Source organism: Serratia sp. CY56464 (assembly GCF_052168435.1).
Classification (GTDB): domain Bacteria; phylum Pseudomonadota; class Gammaproteobacteria; order Enterobacterales; family Enterobacteriaceae; genus Serratia; species Serratia marcescens.
Map to the genome: position 1 here is coordinate 382,084 of NZ_JBJNMV010000002.1, position 15,930 is coordinate 398,013.

15 protein-coding genes are annotated in these 15,930 nt (G+C 61.1%); 7 read left to right on the forward strand and 8 right to left on the reverse strand.

All coding sequences use genetic code 11. The features are described 5' to 3' along the window. The first annotated feature begins 123 nt into the window (after window positions 1-123). Window positions 124-681: a glutathione-regulated potassium-efflux system oxidoreductase KefF gene (gene kefF, locus ACJ8KE_RS15430; RefSeq protein ID WP_016929126.1), complete on the forward strand. Its 558-nt coding sequence runs from the start codon at window positions 124-126 to the stop codon at window positions 679-681. Next, window positions 674-2,527 carry a glutathione-regulated potassium-efflux system protein KefC gene (gene kefC / locus ACJ8KE_RS15435; RefSeq protein WP_116404037.1) on the forward strand — a complete coding sequence of 618 codons (1,854 nt, stop codon included), beginning with the start codon at window positions 674-676 and terminating at the stop codon, window positions 2,525-2,527. Before kefF ends, kefC begins: the two co-directional genes overlap by 8 nt. A gap of 32 nt (window positions 2,528-2,559) precedes the next feature. Here the strand turns inward: kefC and ACJ8KE_RS15440 are convergent, their stop codons facing one another. After that, complete coding sequence (locus ACJ8KE_RS15440; protein ID WP_016929124.1) at window positions 2,560-3,174, reverse strand: LysE family translocator; 615 nt, start codon at window positions 3,172-3,174, stop codon at window positions 2,560-2,562. A gap of 128 nt (window positions 3,175-3,302) precedes the next feature. On the opposite strand from ACJ8KE_RS15440, the gene ACJ8KE_RS15445 reads away from it, so the two are divergent. The 4 genes from ACJ8KE_RS15445 to ACJ8KE_RS15460 all read left to right on the forward strand — a co-directional run bounded on the left by ACJ8KE_RS15445 (window position 3,303) and on the right by ACJ8KE_RS15460 (window position 7,265). Continuing rightward, a complete protein-coding gene (locus tag ACJ8KE_RS15445; protein WP_016929123.1) occupies window positions 3,303-4,109 on the forward strand; it encodes a threonine/serine ThrE exporter family protein in 807 nt (268 codons plus the stop codon). Continuing rightward, entirely contained in the window at window positions 4,106-4,570 is a 465-nt protein-coding gene (locus ACJ8KE_RS15450) for a threonine/serine exporter (protein ID WP_015376621.1), read from the forward strand. Before ACJ8KE_RS15445 ends, ACJ8KE_RS15450 begins: the two co-directional genes overlap by 4 nt. Window positions 4,571-4,713: 143 nt before the next feature. After that, window positions 4,714-5,196, forward strand: a complete 483-nt coding sequence (folA, locus tag ACJ8KE_RS15455; protein ID WP_016929122.1) for a type 3 dihydrofolate reductase — start codon at window positions 4,714-4,716, stop codon at window positions 5,194-5,196. A 179-nt stretch (window positions 5,197-5,375) separates the two neighbouring features. Then, window positions 5,376-7,265: a PhoX family protein gene (locus tag ACJ8KE_RS15460; protein WP_016929121.1), complete on the forward strand. Its 1,890-nt coding sequence runs from the start codon at window positions 5,376-5,378 to the stop codon at window positions 7,263-7,265. Between the two features lie 48 nt (window positions 7,266-7,313). Here ACJ8KE_RS15460 and apaH read toward each other — a convergent pair whose 3' ends face one another. From apaH to lptD, 6 genes are all read right to left on the reverse strand, one after another. Then, window positions 7,314-8,165 carry a bis(5'-nucleosyl)-tetraphosphatase (symmetrical) ApaH gene (gene apaH / locus ACJ8KE_RS15465; protein WP_016929120.1) on the reverse strand — a complete coding sequence of 284 codons (852 nt, stop codon included), beginning with the start codon at window positions 8,163-8,165 and terminating at the stop codon, window positions 7,314-7,316. A gap of 2 nt (window positions 8,166-8,167) precedes the next feature. Continuing rightward, window positions 8,168-8,545 carry a Co2+/Mg2+ efflux protein ApaG gene (apaG, locus tag ACJ8KE_RS15470; RefSeq protein WP_016929119.1) on the reverse strand — a complete coding sequence of 126 codons (378 nt, stop codon included), beginning with the start codon at window positions 8,543-8,545 and terminating at the stop codon, window positions 8,168-8,170. Between the two features lie 12 nt (window positions 8,546-8,557). Next, the gene (gene rsmA, locus ACJ8KE_RS15475) at window positions 8,558-9,376 is read right to left on the reverse strand and encodes a 16S rRNA (adenine(1518)-N(6)/adenine(1519)-N(6))-dimethyltransferase RsmA (protein ID WP_016929118.1); all 819 of its coding nucleotides are present in this window, start codon (window positions 9,374-9,376) and stop codon (window positions 8,558-8,560) included. Continuing rightward, the gene (pdxA, locus tag ACJ8KE_RS15480) at window positions 9,369-10,370 is read right to left on the reverse strand and encodes a 4-hydroxythreonine-4-phosphate dehydrogenase PdxA (protein ID WP_016929117.1); all 1,002 of its coding nucleotides are present in this window, start codon (window positions 10,368-10,370) and stop codon (window positions 9,369-9,371) included. Before pdxA ends, rsmA begins: the two co-directional genes overlap by 8 nt. Beyond that, on the reverse strand, window positions 10,348-11,649 hold the full coding sequence (surA, locus tag ACJ8KE_RS15485; RefSeq protein WP_004932876.1) for a peptidylprolyl isomerase SurA: 1,302 nt from the start codon (window positions 11,647-11,649) through the stop codon (window positions 10,348-10,350). Before surA ends, pdxA begins: the two co-directional genes overlap by 23 nt. A 65-nt stretch (window positions 11,650-11,714) precedes the next feature. Then, window positions 11,715-14,075 carry an LPS assembly protein LptD gene (gene lptD, locus ACJ8KE_RS15490; RefSeq protein ID WP_016929115.1) on the reverse strand — a complete coding sequence of 787 codons (2,361 nt, stop codon included), beginning with the start codon at window positions 14,073-14,075 and terminating at the stop codon, window positions 11,715-11,717. Window positions 14,076-14,303: 228 nt separating this feature from the next. Between lptD and djlA the strand changes: the two genes are divergently transcribed. Then, a complete protein-coding gene (djlA, locus tag ACJ8KE_RS15495; RefSeq protein WP_015376627.1) occupies window positions 14,304-15,125 on the forward strand; it encodes a co-chaperone DjlA in 822 nt (273 codons plus the stop codon). A 143-nt stretch (window positions 15,126-15,268) separates the two neighbouring features. On the opposite strand, the gene rluA is transcribed toward djlA, so the two are convergent. Then, window positions 15,269-15,919 carry a bifunctional tRNA pseudouridine(32) synthase/23S rRNA pseudouridine(746) synthase RluA gene (gene rluA / locus ACJ8KE_RS15500; RefSeq protein ID WP_016929114.1) on the reverse strand — a complete coding sequence of 217 codons (651 nt, stop codon included), beginning with the start codon at window positions 15,917-15,919 and terminating at the stop codon, window positions 15,269-15,271. Window positions 15,920-15,930: the final 11 nt, after the last annotated feature.

Below are 15,930 nucleotides of genomic sequence, written 5' to 3' on the forward strand. Positions count from 1 at the left end.
TTATTCAGCGAATTTGTCGGCTGGCGTTAAAAATTTCCGCTATCAATCAGTGGGCAAACTGTCACTCTGTGTGATTGGTATATGCTTGGTGTATTGGCAAGGAACGAAGGAACGACGATAACAATGATTCTGATAATTTATGCTCACCCGTATCCCCGGCATTCGCATGCCAATCACCGCCTGCTGCAGGCGGTGAGGGATCTCCCCGAGGTGGAGGTGCGCTCGCTGTATGAGCTGTACCCCGATTTCAATATCGACATCAACGCCGAGCAGCGGGCGGTGGAACGCGCCGACCTGGTGGTGCTGCAACATCCGATGCAGTGGTACAGCTTCCCGCCGTTGTTGAAGCTGTGGATCGACAAAGTGCTGGAGCACGGCTGGGCCTACGGTCACGACGGCAATGCGCTGGTGGGTAAAGACTGCCTGTGGGCGGTGACCAGCGGCGGCGACGAGCACCACTTCGAGCTGGGCGATTTCCCCAACTTCGCCGCGCTGGCGCAGCCGCTGCAGGCCACGGCGATCTATTGCGGCATGACCTGGCTGCCTTATTTCGCCGTGCACAATACCTTTACCTGCAACGAGCCGGCGCTGCTCGCCGCCGGCGAAGCCTACCGCCAGCGGCTGGTCGACTATCTGATGGAACATGCCGAAGCGGAAACCCGGGAGGCCAGCCATGGATAATCACCACATGATGATCGAGGGGCTGATCTATCTCGGCTCTGCGGCGCTGTTTGTGCCGATCGCGGTGCGCCTGGGACTGGGCTCGGTGCTCGGTTACCTGATCGCCGGCTGCATCATTGGCCCCTGGGGGCTGAAGCTGGTGTCCGACGCCGAGTCGATCCTGACCTTCGCCGAGATCGGCGTGGTGCTGATGTTGTTTATCATCGGCCTGGAGCTGGATCCCAAACGGCTGTGGACGCTGCGCGCCTCGGTGTTCGGCGGCGGCAGCATTCAGATGGTGGGCTGCGGCCTGGCGCTGAGCGCCTTCTGTTACTTCCTTGGCCTTAACTGGAAGGTGGCGTTGCTGATTGGCCTGACGCTGGCGCTCTCATCCACCGCCATCGCCATGCAGGCGATGAGCGAACGCAATCTGACGCCGTCGCCGATCGGCCGCAGCGCGTTTGCGGTGCTGCTGTTCCAGGATATCGCGGCGATCCCGCTGGTGGCGATGATCCCGCTGTTGGCCAGCAGCGGCGCCACCACAACGCTGGGCGCTTTCATGCTGTCGGCGGCCAAGGTGGTGGGCGCGTTGACGATGGTGGTGTTGCTCGGCCGCTACGTCACCCGTCCGCTGCTGCACTTCGTCGCCCGTTCGGGCATGCGCGAAGTGTTCAGCGCCGTGGCGTTGTTCCTGGTGTTCGGCTTCGGCATCCTGCTGGAGATGGCCGGGCTGTCGATGGCGATGGGGGCGTTCCTCGCCGGGGTGCTGTTGGCGAGCTCTGAATACCGCCACGCGCTGGAGAGCGATATTCAGCCGTTCAAAGGACTGCTGCTGGGGCTGTTCTTCATCGGCGTCGGCATGTCGATCGACTTCGGCACGCTGTTCCATCATCCGTTGCTGATCGCCTCGCTGCTGCTGGGCTTTATGCTGATCAAGGCGGCGTTGCTGTGGCTGATTGGGCCGCTGCTCGGCGTGCCGAAGCGCCAGCGCGGCCTGTTCGCCATTCTGCTGGGGCAGGGCAGTGAGTTCGCCTTCGTGATCTTCAGCGCCGCGCAGCTGGCCGGCGTCTTGCCGGTTGAATGGGCCAAGTCGCTGACGCTGGCGGTGGCGCTGTCGATGGCGGCCACGCCGCTGCTGTTGGTGATCGCCGCGCAGCTGGAAAAAAATGCGCCGAAAGAGGATCGCCCGGCTGACGTCATTGATGACGAGAACGCCAGCGTGATCATCGCCGGCTTCGGCCGTTTCGGCCAGATCGCCGGTCGTTTACTGTTGGCCAACGGCGTGCACACCGTGGTACTGGATCACGATCCGGACCATATCGAAACGCTGCGTAAATTCGACACCAAGGTGTTCTACGGCGACGCCACGCGCGCCGATCTGCTGGAGGCCGCCGGCGCCGCTCACGCCAAGGTGCTGATCAACGCCATCGACGACGTGGAAGACAGCCTGGCGTTAACCGCGCTGGCCAGACAGCACTTCCCGCATCTTAAGGTGGTGGCGCGGGCGCGCGACGTCGATCACTGGTATCAGCTGCGGCAACTGGGGGTGGAAAAACCGGAGCGCGAAACCTTTGAAAGCTCGCTGCGCATCGGCCGTGAAACGCTGGAGCTGCTGGGGCTGGACGCCTATGAGGCGCGCGAGAAAGCGGACACGTTCCGTCGCTACAACCTGAAGATGCTGGAAGATACGCTGGATAATTACCAGGATACTGAATTCCGTATCGCCAGCCTGCAGCGGGCCAAGGAGATGCTCAGCGCGGCCATCGAGCAGGATCAGAATCGGTTGGCGCGGGTGCAGCAGACCGGCTGGCGCGGCAGCATCGACGGCAAGGCGCCGGAGGATGAAGTGGTGGAAGCCAAAGGATAACCGCAGGGGCGCCGTGATGGCGCCCCTTTTGCTTAGCTCAGCGCGACCTTGATGCCTAAGGCGATCAACATGCCGCCCAGCAATTTGTCGACGATCTTCTGCGTCTTTTCCAGCCCGCGGCGCACCGGCCCGCTCTGGATCAGGAACACCAGCAGCGGCCACCAGATGACCGACAGGCCGAGAATAATCCCCGCGTACCACAGCTTGTCCCCCAGACCGGAATCGATCTGCAGCACTTGGGTGAAGACCGCCAGGAAGAACAGGGTGGCTTTCGGGTTCAGCAGGTTGCACAGGTAGCCTTGCGCAAAGGCGCTCTTCAGGCTGACCCGCTGTTGCGGCAGATTGCTGACGTTCATTTTTCCGCCGCCGCGCGACAGCAGCGCCTGGATGCCGATCCACACCAGATAGACCGCCCCGGCGTATTTCAGCAGGTTGAACAGCCACGGCGTGGTGGTGATCACCACCGCCAGCCCGGCGACGCAGTAGGACATGTGGGTGGCGACGCCGCAGATCACGCCGAAGGCGGTCATCATGGCGGCCAGCCGCGGGTAGCGGGCGGCGTTTTTGATCACCAGGAAAAAATCCGGGCCGGGGGAGAGCATGCCGAGGGCGGCAATGCCGGCGACGAACAACGAAGTTTCAAACATGGGAGACGTCTCGCGCAAAAGGCAGCAATCTGGCGATAATAACGCCGCTTCCTCTGATGCGCATCAACCCAATGAGGTATTGTTAGGCTCTATGATAATAATTCATCTCCCGCCAGCGACGGAGCACCATGCAGCAGACGACCACTACCGCCACAGACAGGCCGGAACCGCACCGACAACAACGCGAAATCACCCGACTGTGCATTCAATGCGCGCTGCTGCTGTTGCAGCACGGCGCCGAGAGCACGGTGGTGGAACAGTTGTCGACCCGCCTGGGGCTGGCGCTGGGGATGGACAGCGTGGAAAGCTCGATCTCCGCTAATGCGGTGGTGTTGACCACTCTTAGCCATGGCGCCTGCCTGACCACCACCCGCAAGAACGTCGATCGCGGCATCAATATGCAGGTGGTGACCGAAGTGCAGCATATCGTGATCCTCGCCGAGCATCGCCTGGCGGATGCGCACGACGTGGCGCGCCGCTTTGAAAGGATTCGGCCGCTGCGCTACCCGCGCTGGCTGGTGGTATTGATGGTAGGGCTATCCTGCGGGTGCTTCAGCATGCTCAACGGCGGCGGCGGCGACGCCTTCCTGGTGACCTTTATCGCCAGCGGCGCGGCGATGCTGGTGCGCCAGATCCTCACCGCCCGCCAGATGAATCCGCTGATCAATTTTTGCCTGACGGCATTTGTCGCGACGTCGATCTCCGGACTGCTGCTGCGCCTGCCGGCGTTTAAAGACACCTCGAGCGTGGCGATGGCCGCCAGCGTGTTGCTGCTGGTGCCGGGCTTCCCGCTGATCAACGCGGTGGCCGACATGTTCAAGGGGCACGTCAATACCGGACTGGCGCGCTGGGCGATGGCCAGCCTGCTGACGCTGGCGACCTGTATCGGCGTGGTGATGGCGATGTCGCTGTGGGATCTGCGGGGGTGGTCATGAATCTGCTGTGGGCCTTGTTGCAGGAGATGCTGTTGGCGGCGGTGCCGGCGCTGGGCTTCGCCATGGTGTTTAACGTGCCGTTGCGCGCGCTGCGCTATTGCGCATTGCTCGGGGCTATCGGGCGCGGTTCGCGCATGCTGATGATGCATGCCGGCATGAACATTGAGTGGGCCTCGCTGTTGGCGGCGATCCTGATTGGCATCATCGGCATCTACTGGTCGCGCTGGCTGTTGGCGCATCCGAAGGTGTTCACCGTGGCGGCGGTGATCCCGATGTTCCCCGGCATTTCCGCCTATACCGCGATGATCACGGTGGTGGAGATCTCGCATCTGGGCTACAGCGAAGCCCTGATGGAGACCATGATCACCAACTTCCTCAAGGCCAGTTTCATCGTCGGCGCGTTGTCGATCGGCCTGTCGTTACCGGGCCTGTGGCTGTACCGCAAACGCCCCGGCGTGTGAAATCGCCCGGCGGGCGATCGTTGGTTATTAGATATACTGATAAGAGCTATCTTATATATTCATCTTGCTTGATTAGCCTATCGACGGCACTCAGGCCTTTACGTATAGTGTCACCAATTTTGCTGCCTACACAGGGTTAAACAATGATTATCAGCCTGATCGCTGCCTTGGCGGCGGATCGCGTTATTGGCATGGAAAATGCCATGCCGTGGCACCTGCCGGCGGACCTTGCGTGGTTTAAACGCAACACGTTGAATAAGCCGGTTATTATGGGCCGCAAGACCTTCGAGTCCATCGGCCGCCCGCTGCCGGGCCGCCACAATATCGTTTTGAGCAGCCGCCCGGGCAGCGAAGCCGGGGTGACCTGGGTAACCTCGCTGGATGAGGCGCTGGCCGCCGCGGGCGACGTGGAGGAAGTGATGGTGATCGGCGGTGGGCGCATCTATACCCAGCTGCTGCCGCGCGCCGACCGTCTGTACCTGACGCACATCGACGCCGAAGTCGGCGGCGATACCCACTTCCCGGATTACGAGCCGGACGAGTGGGAAACCACGTTCAGCGAATTCCACGACGCCGACAATCTGAACTCGCACAGCTACTGCTTCGAAATCCTGCAGCGCCGCTGATTTCAGCCCGTTAGCCAACTCTCCCGGGGGCGCAAGCAATTGCGCCCCCGGCCTTTTTGCGCCGGTCATTTGTAACCTTTCCGTCACATTACCTGATTAGTATGAAGCCCAACTCCGAGCGCCACGGCAACTCTGGTGAATCTTGACCGCGGCGCCATAACTAAAAAGGTAACCACGTTATGACCAAGCAAATTGAGCAATTAGACGCCGACCGCCTGATCGATCCCACTCGCCGCAAGCTGCTGCTTGGCAGCGCCGGCGCCGTCGGCCTGGCCGGCTTTCTCGGCGGCGGCATCTGGTCGGTTTCCGCCGAGGCGTTGGCCGAGGATCTGCCGCCGAACACGCTGCTGGGCTTTCAGGGCATCGCCGCATCTACCGCCGACGAGGTGACCATCGCGCCGGGCTACCGCGCGGAGGTGCTGATCTCCTGGGGTGAGCCGCTGGTGGACGGCGCGCCGGCCTTCGATCCGCAGGGCAACAACAGCGCCGCCGATCAGGAAAAACAGTTTGGCGATAACAATGACGGTATGAGCTTCTTCCCTATCGATGACAATCACGGCGTGATGGCCATCAATAACGAATACGTCAACGAACAGTATCTGTTCGCCCACGGCGGCGCCAAAGCCACCAGCCTGGAAGAGGTGCGCAAGTCGCAGGCGGCGCACGGCGTCTCCATTGTCGCGGTCAAGCGGGTCGGCGACGGCCAGCGCTGGGAGGTGGAACGTCCATCGCGCTATAACCGCCGCATCACCGCCAACAGCGAAATGCAGTTCAGCGGCCCGGCCGCCGGGCACCCGCTGCTGCAGACCGCCGCCGATCCGAGCGGCCGCAAGGTGCTGGGCACCTTCGGCAACTGCGCCAACGGCAAGACGCCGTGGGGGACCTATCTGACCTGCGAGGAAAATTTCGACACCTATTTCGGCACCCGTCAGGCCGATTATCGAACCACGCCGGAACAAAAGCGCTACACGCTGAAGGTCAGCGAACCGGAGCGCAACTGGCCGGACTATGACGAGCGCTTCGATGTGGCGAAGAATCCCAACGAATTCAACCGTCACGGCTGGATCGTCGAGATCGATCCGCTGAATCCGAGCTCGACGCCCATCAAGCACACCGCGCTCGGCCGCTTCAAGCATGAAAACGCGGCGGTGACCGTGGCCAAAGACGGCCGTCTGGTGGTGTACATGGGCGACGATGAGCGCGGCGAACATATCTATAAGTACGTTTCCAAAGGCGTGGTCGACGCCGCCAATCCGGCCAACAATCGCACGCTGCTGGACGAGGGAACGCTGTACGTGGCGCAGTTCGACGGCGATGAGGCCGGCACGCCGCTGAAGGGCAAAGGGCGCTGGATTGCGCTTGAGTTTGGCAAGAATGGCCTGACGCCGGAGAACGGTTTCCGCGACGAGGCCGAAGTGCTGATCTTCGCCCGCAAGGCGGCGCAGCAGGTCGGCGCCACCAAAATGGATCGCCCGGAGTGGATCGCGGTGAACCCGCATGACGGTCGCGCATACTGTACGCTGACCAACAACAGCAAGCGCGGTGAGGAAGGGATGCCGCTGAACGCCGCCAACCCGCGACCGAACAATATCTATGGCCAGATCATTCGCTGGGACGAAGGCGGCGACGCCACCGCCGACGTCTTCGCCTGGGATATCTATGCGCTGTGCGGCAACCCGATCGCCCACCCCGAGGGCGTCAACCGCGGCACGCCGAATATCACGGCGGAAAATACCTTCAACAGCCCGGACGGGCTGGGCTTTGATCGCGCCGGCCGCCTGTGGATCCTCACCGACGGCAAGTACAGCAACAAGGGCGATTATGTCGGGCAGGGCAACAACCAGATGTTGGTGGGCGATCCGATCAGCGGCGAGATCCGCCGTTTCATGGTGGGACCGAAGTCCTGCGAATTGACCGGCATCACTTTCACTCCGGACTACAAGACGATGTTCGTCAACGTACAACATCCGGGAGAAGAGGGCGATTCGCACTTCCCGAACAACAGCCCGCGCCCGCGTTCATCGGTATTGATGATCACGCGTGAAGATGGCGGGGTGATTGGGGCGTAAGGCGACAATATAGAAAACAAAGGCGGCCACCGGGCCGCCTGTGTATTTTCAGGATGCGGCTAATCTGCCGGCGTGGTCAGACGCCTCGCCCCGATTGGCGGGCTGCGTGAAGTAACGGCGGTCTTCCCAGCGCAGCATCGTCAAGTCACCGCCCCAGCAACAGCCGGTATCCAGCCCGATCACGCCTTCCGGCGTGCCCTTGCCTTCGAGCGAGGCCCAGTGGCCGAAGATGATGGTGTATTCGGGGTCGACCAGGCGCGGCAATTCGAACCACGGCTTCAGCGGCGCCGGCGCGCTGCCCGGCGCATCTTTGCAGATCATGTCGAGTTGGCCGTTGGGGAAGCAGTAGCGCATGCGCGTCAGCGCATTGGTGCTGAAACGCAGGCGCGCCAGGCCGCTCAGCTCCGGCGCCCAGTTGTTCGGCATGTCGCCGTACATGGCGTCGAGGAACAGCGGGTAGCTGTCGCTGCTCAATACCGCTTCCACTTCGCGCGCGCACATTTTCGCGGTGTCGATATCCCACTGCGGAGTGATGCCGGCGTGCGCCATCACCAGCTTTTGCTCATCGTCCACCTGCAGCACCGGTTGGCGGCGCAGCCAGTTGATCAGTTCGTCGGCGTCAGGCGCCTCCAGCAGCGGGGTGATGCGATCTTTGGGTTTGTTGCGGCTGATGCCGGCGTAAACCGCCAGCAGGTGCAGATCGTGGTTGCCCAGCACCATGCGCACCGCCGGGCCGAGCGAGCGCACGTAGCGCAGCACGTCCAGCGAGGCGGGGCCGCGCGCCACCAGATCGCCGGTCAGCCACAGTTGATCGCGCTCGGGATCGAACGCAGCCTGAGCCAGCAGCGACTTCAGTTCATCGAAACAGCCGTGAACGTCGCCGATAAGGTATGTCGACATAATTAATGGATCAGCGTTGGAATGGCTAAGCGAAACACGGGAATAGCGGTGCGGAACGGCTGACCCTGATGGTCAACCATTTCGTAATGGCCTTCCATGGTGCCCAGCGGCGTTTCCAGAATGGCGCCGCTGGTGTACTGAAACTCTCCGCCGGGCGGAATGACGGGCTGTTCGCCGATCACGCCTTCGCCCTGGACTTCGGTTTGGCGGCCGTTGCTGTTGGTGATCAGCCAGTAACGGCCCAGCAGTTGCACGTCGGTCCGCCCCAGATTGCGGATGGTGATGGTATAGGCGAAGACGTAACGCTCTTCTTCAGGGATCGACTGTGATTCCACATAGATGCTCTGAACCTGAATACACACGCGGGGCGAATCAATCATGACAACAACTCCTTATTGCTGCGGCGCCGGATTGGCTGACAGCCAGTTGGCCAGCTTGCAGTACTGCGCCACAGAAATATTCTCTGCTCTGAGCGAAGGATCGACGCCCAGTTCCATCAGCTGTTCCGGCGTGAACAGGTCGCCCAGGCTGTTGCGGATGGTTTTCCGCCGTTGGTTGAACGCCTGCGTGGTGATGCGGCTCAACATGCGCACGTCGCCCACCGGGTTCGGCAGCACGCTGTGCGGCACCAGACGCACCACGGCGGAATCGACCTTCGGCGGCGGCGCGAACGCGGTCGGCGGCACTTCCAGCACCGGAATGACGTTGCAGTAGTACTGCGCCATCACGGTCAAACGCCCGTAGGCCTTGCTGTTTGGGCCGGCCACCAGACGGTTGACCACCTCTTTTTGCAACATAAAGTGCATGTCGCGGATTGCCTGAGTATAGCTGAAAAGGTGGAACATCAGCGGCGTCGAAATATTGTACGGCAGGTTACCAAATACGCGCAGCGGTTGGCCAGCTTCCTCGGCCAGTTCGGCGAAATTCACCGTCATGGCGTCCTGCTGGTGGATGGTCAGCTTGTCTTTCAACCGTGGGTGGTTCTCCAACCGGGTGGCCAGATCGCGGTCCAGTTCGATCACCGTCATGCGGTCCATGCGTGCGCCGACCGGCTCGGTCAAGGCGCCGAGGCCGGGGCCGATCTCGACCACCGCTTCGCCCGGTTGCGGGTGAATGGCGGAGACAATGCTATCGATGACAAACTGATCGGTTAAAAAGTTTTGTCCAAAGCGTTTGCGGGCAAAGTGCCCTTGGTGGACTCTGTTATTCATTACAATTAATTATCATTTTAATGGCGAGATTCAGGGCCGTTTGGAAACTGCCGACATCGGCGGTGCCGGTGCCGGCCAGTTCCAGAGCGGTACCGTGGTCGACCGAGGTGCGTATGAAAGGCAAACCGAGGGTGATATTCACCGCGCGGCCGAACCCTTGGTATTTTAGCACCGGCAGCCCCTGATCGTGATACATCGCCAGCACCGCATCGGCATCTTGCAGATATTTGGGCTGGAACAGGGTGTCCGCCGGCAGCGGGCCGATCAGATGGATACCGTCAGCGCGCAGCGCGTCGAGCGCCGGGATGATGGTGTCTATCTCTTCGCGCCCCATATGGCCGCCTTCCCCGGCGTGGGGATTCAGACCGCAGACGTAAATGTGCGGCTGGGCGATGCCAAATTTGGTTTTCAGATCGTGGTCGAGAATGCGAATGACTTCGAACAGGCTCTGCTGCGTGATGGCGCCCGGCACCGCCAGCAGCGGCAGGTGGGTGGTCGCCAGCGCCACGCGCAGCTCTTCGGTCGCGAGCATCATCACCACGCGATCGCAGCGGCTGCGATCGGCAAAGAATTCGGTATGGCCGATAAACGGCACGCCGGCGTCGTTGATCACGCCTTTGTTCACCGGGCCGGTGATCAGGGCGGAAAACTCGCCGTTCAGGCAACCGTCGCAGGCGCGCGCCAGGGTTTCCACCACGTAGGCGCTGTTGCCTACGTTCAGTTCACCGGCGGTGACCGGCTGAGCGAGCGACACCGGCAGCACGGTCAGCGTGCCGGCGCGTTGCGCCTCGGCCGGTTGCTGCGGTTGGTAGTCGCGCAGCGTCAGCGGTAGGCCCAAACGCTTGGCGCGTTCAAGCAGCAGGGCCGGATCGGCGCACACCACCAGCTCAACAGGCCAATCCTGTTGCGCCAGGGCGGCTACCAAATCCGGCCCCACCCCGGCGGGTTCGCCGGGGGTAATGACGACGCGTTTATTGCTGTGCATCGCTGCCATCGAGGATCTTCACGTAAGCCTGGGCGCGCTGTTCCTGCATCCAGGTCTGCGCCTCTTCGGCGAACTTACGGTTGAACAGCATGCGGTAAGCGCGATCTTTCTGCGCGGCGTCGGTTTTATCCACCTGACGGGTATCCAGCAGCTGAATCAGGTGCCAACCGAAGGAAGAGTGCACCGGCGCGCTGATTTCACCTTTGCTCAGCTTCAGCAACGCATCGCGGAAGGCCGGATCGTAGATGTCCGGGGAGGCCCAGCCCAGATCGCCGCCCTGCATGGCGGAACCCGGATCCTGCGACAGCTGTTTGGCTTCGTCGGCGAATTTGGCGCGGCCGCTCTTGATCGCTTCCGCAACGGATTGCAGCTTGGCGCGCGCCTGATCGTCAGTCAGCACCACCGAAGGCTTCAGCAGGATGTGACGGGCGTGCACTTCGGTGACCGACACCGACTGGCTCGCGCCGCGGATGTCGTTCACTTTCAGGATGTGGAAGCCGACGCCGGAACGGATTGGGCCGACGACGTCGCCTTTCTTGGCGCTCACCAGACGTTCAGCGAACAGGGTCGGGATCTCTTGCAGCTTGCCCCAGCCCATGTTGCCGCCTTTCAGCGCCTGAGAATCGGCGGAGTAGGTGATCGCCAGCTTGCCGAAGTCGGCGCCGCTGTTGATCTCACCCACCAGGCGTTTGGCCAGCTCTTCGGCTTTATCGACCTGCTGCTGCGACGGGTTTTCCGGCAGCGGGATCAGGATGTGGCTGATGTTCATTTCGGTGTCGCTGCCGTTCTGCGCGCCCACCTGTTTGGCCAGCGCGTCCACTTCCTGCGGCAGGATGGTGACGCGGCGGCGCACTTCGTTATTACGCACTTCGGAAATCAGCATCTCTTTGCGGATCTGCGAACGGTAGGTGTTGTAGTTCAACCCTTCGTACGACAGGCGGCTGCGCAGCTGATCGACGTTCATGCGGTTCTGCGCGGCGATGTTGGCGATCGCTTTGTCCAGCTCAGCGTCGGACACGGTGATGCCCATTTTCTTGGCCATCTGCAGCTGGATATTATCCATGATCAGCCGTTCGATGATCTGATGGCGCAGCGTCTTGTCGTCCGGCAACTGTTGGCCGGCCTGCTGGGCGTTGAGCTTGACTGACTGCAACAGACCGTTGACGTCGCTTTCGAGTACCACGCCGTTATCCACGACGGCGGCGACTTTATCCACTTCTTGGGGTGCTGCGAACGCGGCATTGGCGCAAACCACCAATCCGAGAATAAGCGTTCTCCAGTTCTTCATACATTTCCCATTATGTAATCCGCAAATGCGGGTGAAAGTTCTCGTTTTCAAAGTGTTGCAAAGCGTCAGAATGCGCGCTGATACGGCAGAATGCCGGAGCGCATCATTTCCGCGGAGCCGAGACTATGATCGCTGCTCAGGCCGCGCAGTTCGACGTTGAACGAAACTCTGTTGTCGTAAACGCTGGTATTGTTGCTGTTGTTCCAGTCGGTGATCTTGCGCTCATAGCCCAGGGTCACCGCCCAGCAGCAGGTGTTATACTTCAGCCCCACCAGCTGATCGGCGGATTGTTTGGCGCGGGTGTCGTAGTAGTACGCCCCGACGACCGCCCAACGATCGGCGATCGGCCAGCTGCCGGTGATGCCCACCTGCGAGATGCCGTCCTGGAAGGCCGGAATCGTTTTGGTGTTCAACGCTGTCTGGATGTATTCCGGCGTGGCGTAACGGTAGTTCAGCTGCACCACGCGCTCGGCGTCCTGGCGGTATTCCACCACGCCGTTGCCCAGCGAGACGCTGTTCAGGCGGGTGTCGTACTGCAGGCCGCCGCGCAGGCCCCAACGATCGTCGATTTTCCAATAGGTATCGCCGGCCCAGGCCACGCTGCCGGTATCGTCGTTGTTATCGTATCCCGTCACCTGATCGCCGGTGCGCGAACGGCTGAAGTAGTAGATTTGACCCACGGAAGCGTTAAAACGTTCCACCAGCGCGTCATCATAAATGCGCGTGGTCAAACCGGTGGATACGCGGTTCTGCGAAGCGATGCGATCCAGGCCGCTGTAGGTGCGGTCGCGGAACAGGCCGGAGTAGTCGGTCTGCAGCAGCGTGGTGTCGTAGGTGTAGATGTTGCTCTGGTCGCGGTACGGCACGTACAGGTACTGCACGCGCGGCTCCAGCGTCTGGGTGGCGCCTTCGGCCCAGATCATCGGCCGCTCGAACACCAGCTTGCCGTCGACCTTGAATTGAGGCAGTACGCGGTTGACCGAGTCATCAAGATCCGGCGCAGCGACGCCTTTGCGGCTCTGGTAGTTGGCGGCGAAACCGTCAGGAATATCCTGCTGGTAGTGGGTCGCCATCACTTTGGCTTCGGTGTTCAGGCTGGCCCAGCCGTTGGTGAGCGGCAGACTCAGCGTCGGCTCCATATGCAGACGGGTGGCGTCCGGGCTGTACGGGTTGACGCTGGTGAACTTGGCCGCCTGGCCGTAAATATGGAAGTCGAACGGACCGAGGTCGTTCTTGTAATAGTTCAGATCCAGCTGCGGCTGGACTTTATACGACTCCGACTGTGAACGATCGGTATCGTCGTAAATCTGGAACTGCTTGGAGCTCAGCGTGGCGTTCCAGTTTTCGTTGGCGTAGCCGAGGCTGAATTTCTGCGTGGCGTAGCCGTCGGTAGTGGAACCGTACTTGGAGTCCAGATCGGTGAAGTATTTGGAATCGCTGACCTTGGTGTAGTCGACGTTGAAGCGCCACACCTGATCCATGACGCCGTTGTGGTTCCAGTAGAACAGCCAGCGTTTGCTGTCCTCATGATCTTTGCCGTATTCCTTGTCGTCCGGCAGCCAGTCGAACTCCATCAGGCCGAGGCCCGGCTGCACCAGATAGCGGAACTCGGTCTGCCACTGCAGGCCGCGTTTGGACATATAGTGCGGCGTGATGGTGGCATCGTAGTTCGGTGCGATGTTCCAGTAGTACGGCAACATGAACTCGAAGCCGTTGTTGCTGCCGTACTTGGCGTTGGGGATCAGGAAACCGGAACGGCGCTTGTCGCCGACCGGCAGCTGCAGGTACGGGCTGTAGAACACCGGCACGCCGCCGATGCGGAAGCGGGCGTTCCATATTTCCGCCACCTGCTCTTCGCGATCGTGGATCACTTCGGAACCGACCACGCTCCAGCTGTCGTCGCCCGGCAGACAGGAGGTAAAGGTGCCGTTTTCCAGGATGGTGTAACGGTTGGCGCCGCGCATTTTCATCTTGTCGGCGTCGCCGCGCCCCTGACGGCCGACCATCTGGTAGTCGCCTTCATAGACGTCGGTATCTTTGGTATTCAGGTTCGACCAGGCCTTCGGGCCTTTCAGTTTGATCTGATTGTCGCTGTAGTGCACGTCGCCGGTGGCGGTGACGGTGCGCACCGGTTCCGTCTGGCCAGGGTTTTCCGTCTGGTTCAGCTCGACTTCTTTGGCGGTCAGGGTGCTGTTGCCCTGCTCGATATGCACGTTGCCGCTGAACAGGGCGCTTTTGGGGTAGTCAGCGCGCGAGTCATCGGCATTGATGGTCACCGGCTGGCTGTTCGGATCGCCGCTGACCAAAGGCTTGTCGTAAACGGGAACGCCAAGCATGCATTGCTCGGCCAGATCAGCCAGCGCATGCTGACTGTAGAGTGCCGTCCAAATCATCGTGGCCAGCAGTGTTGGGAAACTTTTTTTCATACGCGGTTTTGGTGTTCCGTCATCAGAGGCGTCGTGTCCGGCAAACGGTCAGAGACTATATTACTCATCTGCGTTGCGCTAGTGCTAAATCCAGCCGTTTACTTGCGTCGTCGTTAGGCGCAAAGATAAATGACAGGTATGATAATCCAAATTCTAGGAAAAATCGCCTGCGCCCTTTCCTGAAGCGAAGGAGAGCGGGCGGCTTTCGGCATGATAATTGAGGAGTATATGCAGTATTGGGGAAAACTGCTCGGCGTCATCGTCGCCATCTGGTCTGGCGCGGGATTCTGGGGTGTAGTTCTGGGGCTGATTATCGGTCATATGATCGATACGGCGCGCAGCAACAAGCGCAGCCGGGGGTTTTTCACCGACCAGCAAACGCGGCAAACGCTGTTTTTCCGCACCACTTTTCAGGTGATGGGCCACCTGACCAAATCCAAGGGACGCGTTACCGAGGCGGATATCCAGATCGCCAGCCTGTTCATGGATCGCCTGCAGCTACACGGCGAAGCGCGCACCGCGGCGCAGCAGGCGTTCCGCGAGGGCAAACAGAGCCAGTTCCCGCTGCGTGAGACGCTGCAGCAGTTCCGCAGCATCTGTTTCGGCCGCTTCGATCTGATTCGGATGTTTCTGGAAATTCAGATCCAGGCGGCGTTCGCCGACGGCTCGCTGCACCCGAACGAACGTCAGGTGCTGTACGTCATCGCCGAAGAACTCGGCATTTCGCGCGCGCAGTTCGATCAGTTCCTCAGCATGATGGAGGGCGGGCGTCAGTTCGGCGGCGGTCAGCAGGGCGGGTATTCGCAGGGCGGCTATCAGCAGGCTCAGCGCGGCCCGACGCTCGACGATGCCTGCAAGGTGCTCGGCGTGCGCAGCAGCGACGATGCCGCCACCATCAAACGCGCCTACCGCAAGCTGATGAGCGAACACCATCCGGATAAGCTGGTGGCGAAGGGCTTGCCGCCGCAGATGATGGAAATGGCCAAGCAGAAAGCGCAGGAGATCCAGGCGGCGTACGACCTGATCAAACGCGAGAAAGGCTTCAAATAACGATACCCGTCATACTTCGAGCCGCAGGTGTATTGGCTGCCCGCGCTTACCCCGGTCACGTACTTTTTGTACGCTCCCGGGGCTGCGCTTGCTTGCCGCCTTCCTGCAACTCGAATTATTTAGGGTATCCCTGAGCGGTGGGCTCAGAAATCCGGCTCGGCGCGAAAGTGCATCGGCGTCTGGAAGGCGGGGTGGGTGATGCGCAGCTCTTGCGCATGCAGCTGTAGCCGTGGCGCCATCGCCTTAGCCTCCGGCGGGGCGTAGAAACCGTCGCCGAGGATCGGATGCCCCAGCGCCAGCATGTGCACCCGCAGCTGATGCGAGCGGCCGGTGATCGGCGTCAGCTTCACGCGCGTGCTGCCGTCGGCGTCGCGCGACAGCACCTGATATTCCGTTTGCGCCGCTTTGCCGGTGTCAAAACACACCTTTTGCAGCGGCCGGTTCGGCCAATCGCAGATCAGCGGCAAATCCACCAGTCCTTCGTCATGTTCCATATGCCCCCAAACGCGGGCGATATAGGATTTCTTCGGCTCGCGTTCGCGGAATTGACGCTTCAGCTCACGTTCGGCGGCCTTGTTGAGCGCCACCACGATCACCCCGCTGGTGGCCATGTCCAGCCGGTGCACCGATTCGGCGGCTGGATGATCGGCCTGAATGCGGGTCATCAGGCTGTCTTTGTTTTCCGGCGCGCGGCCGGGCACCGACAGCAAGCCGCTGGGCTTGTTGACCACCATGATGTGTTCATCCTGATACAGGATGTGCAGCGGGTCCTGCGGGGGATTGTAGGGTTCCATCTTGGCTCCGC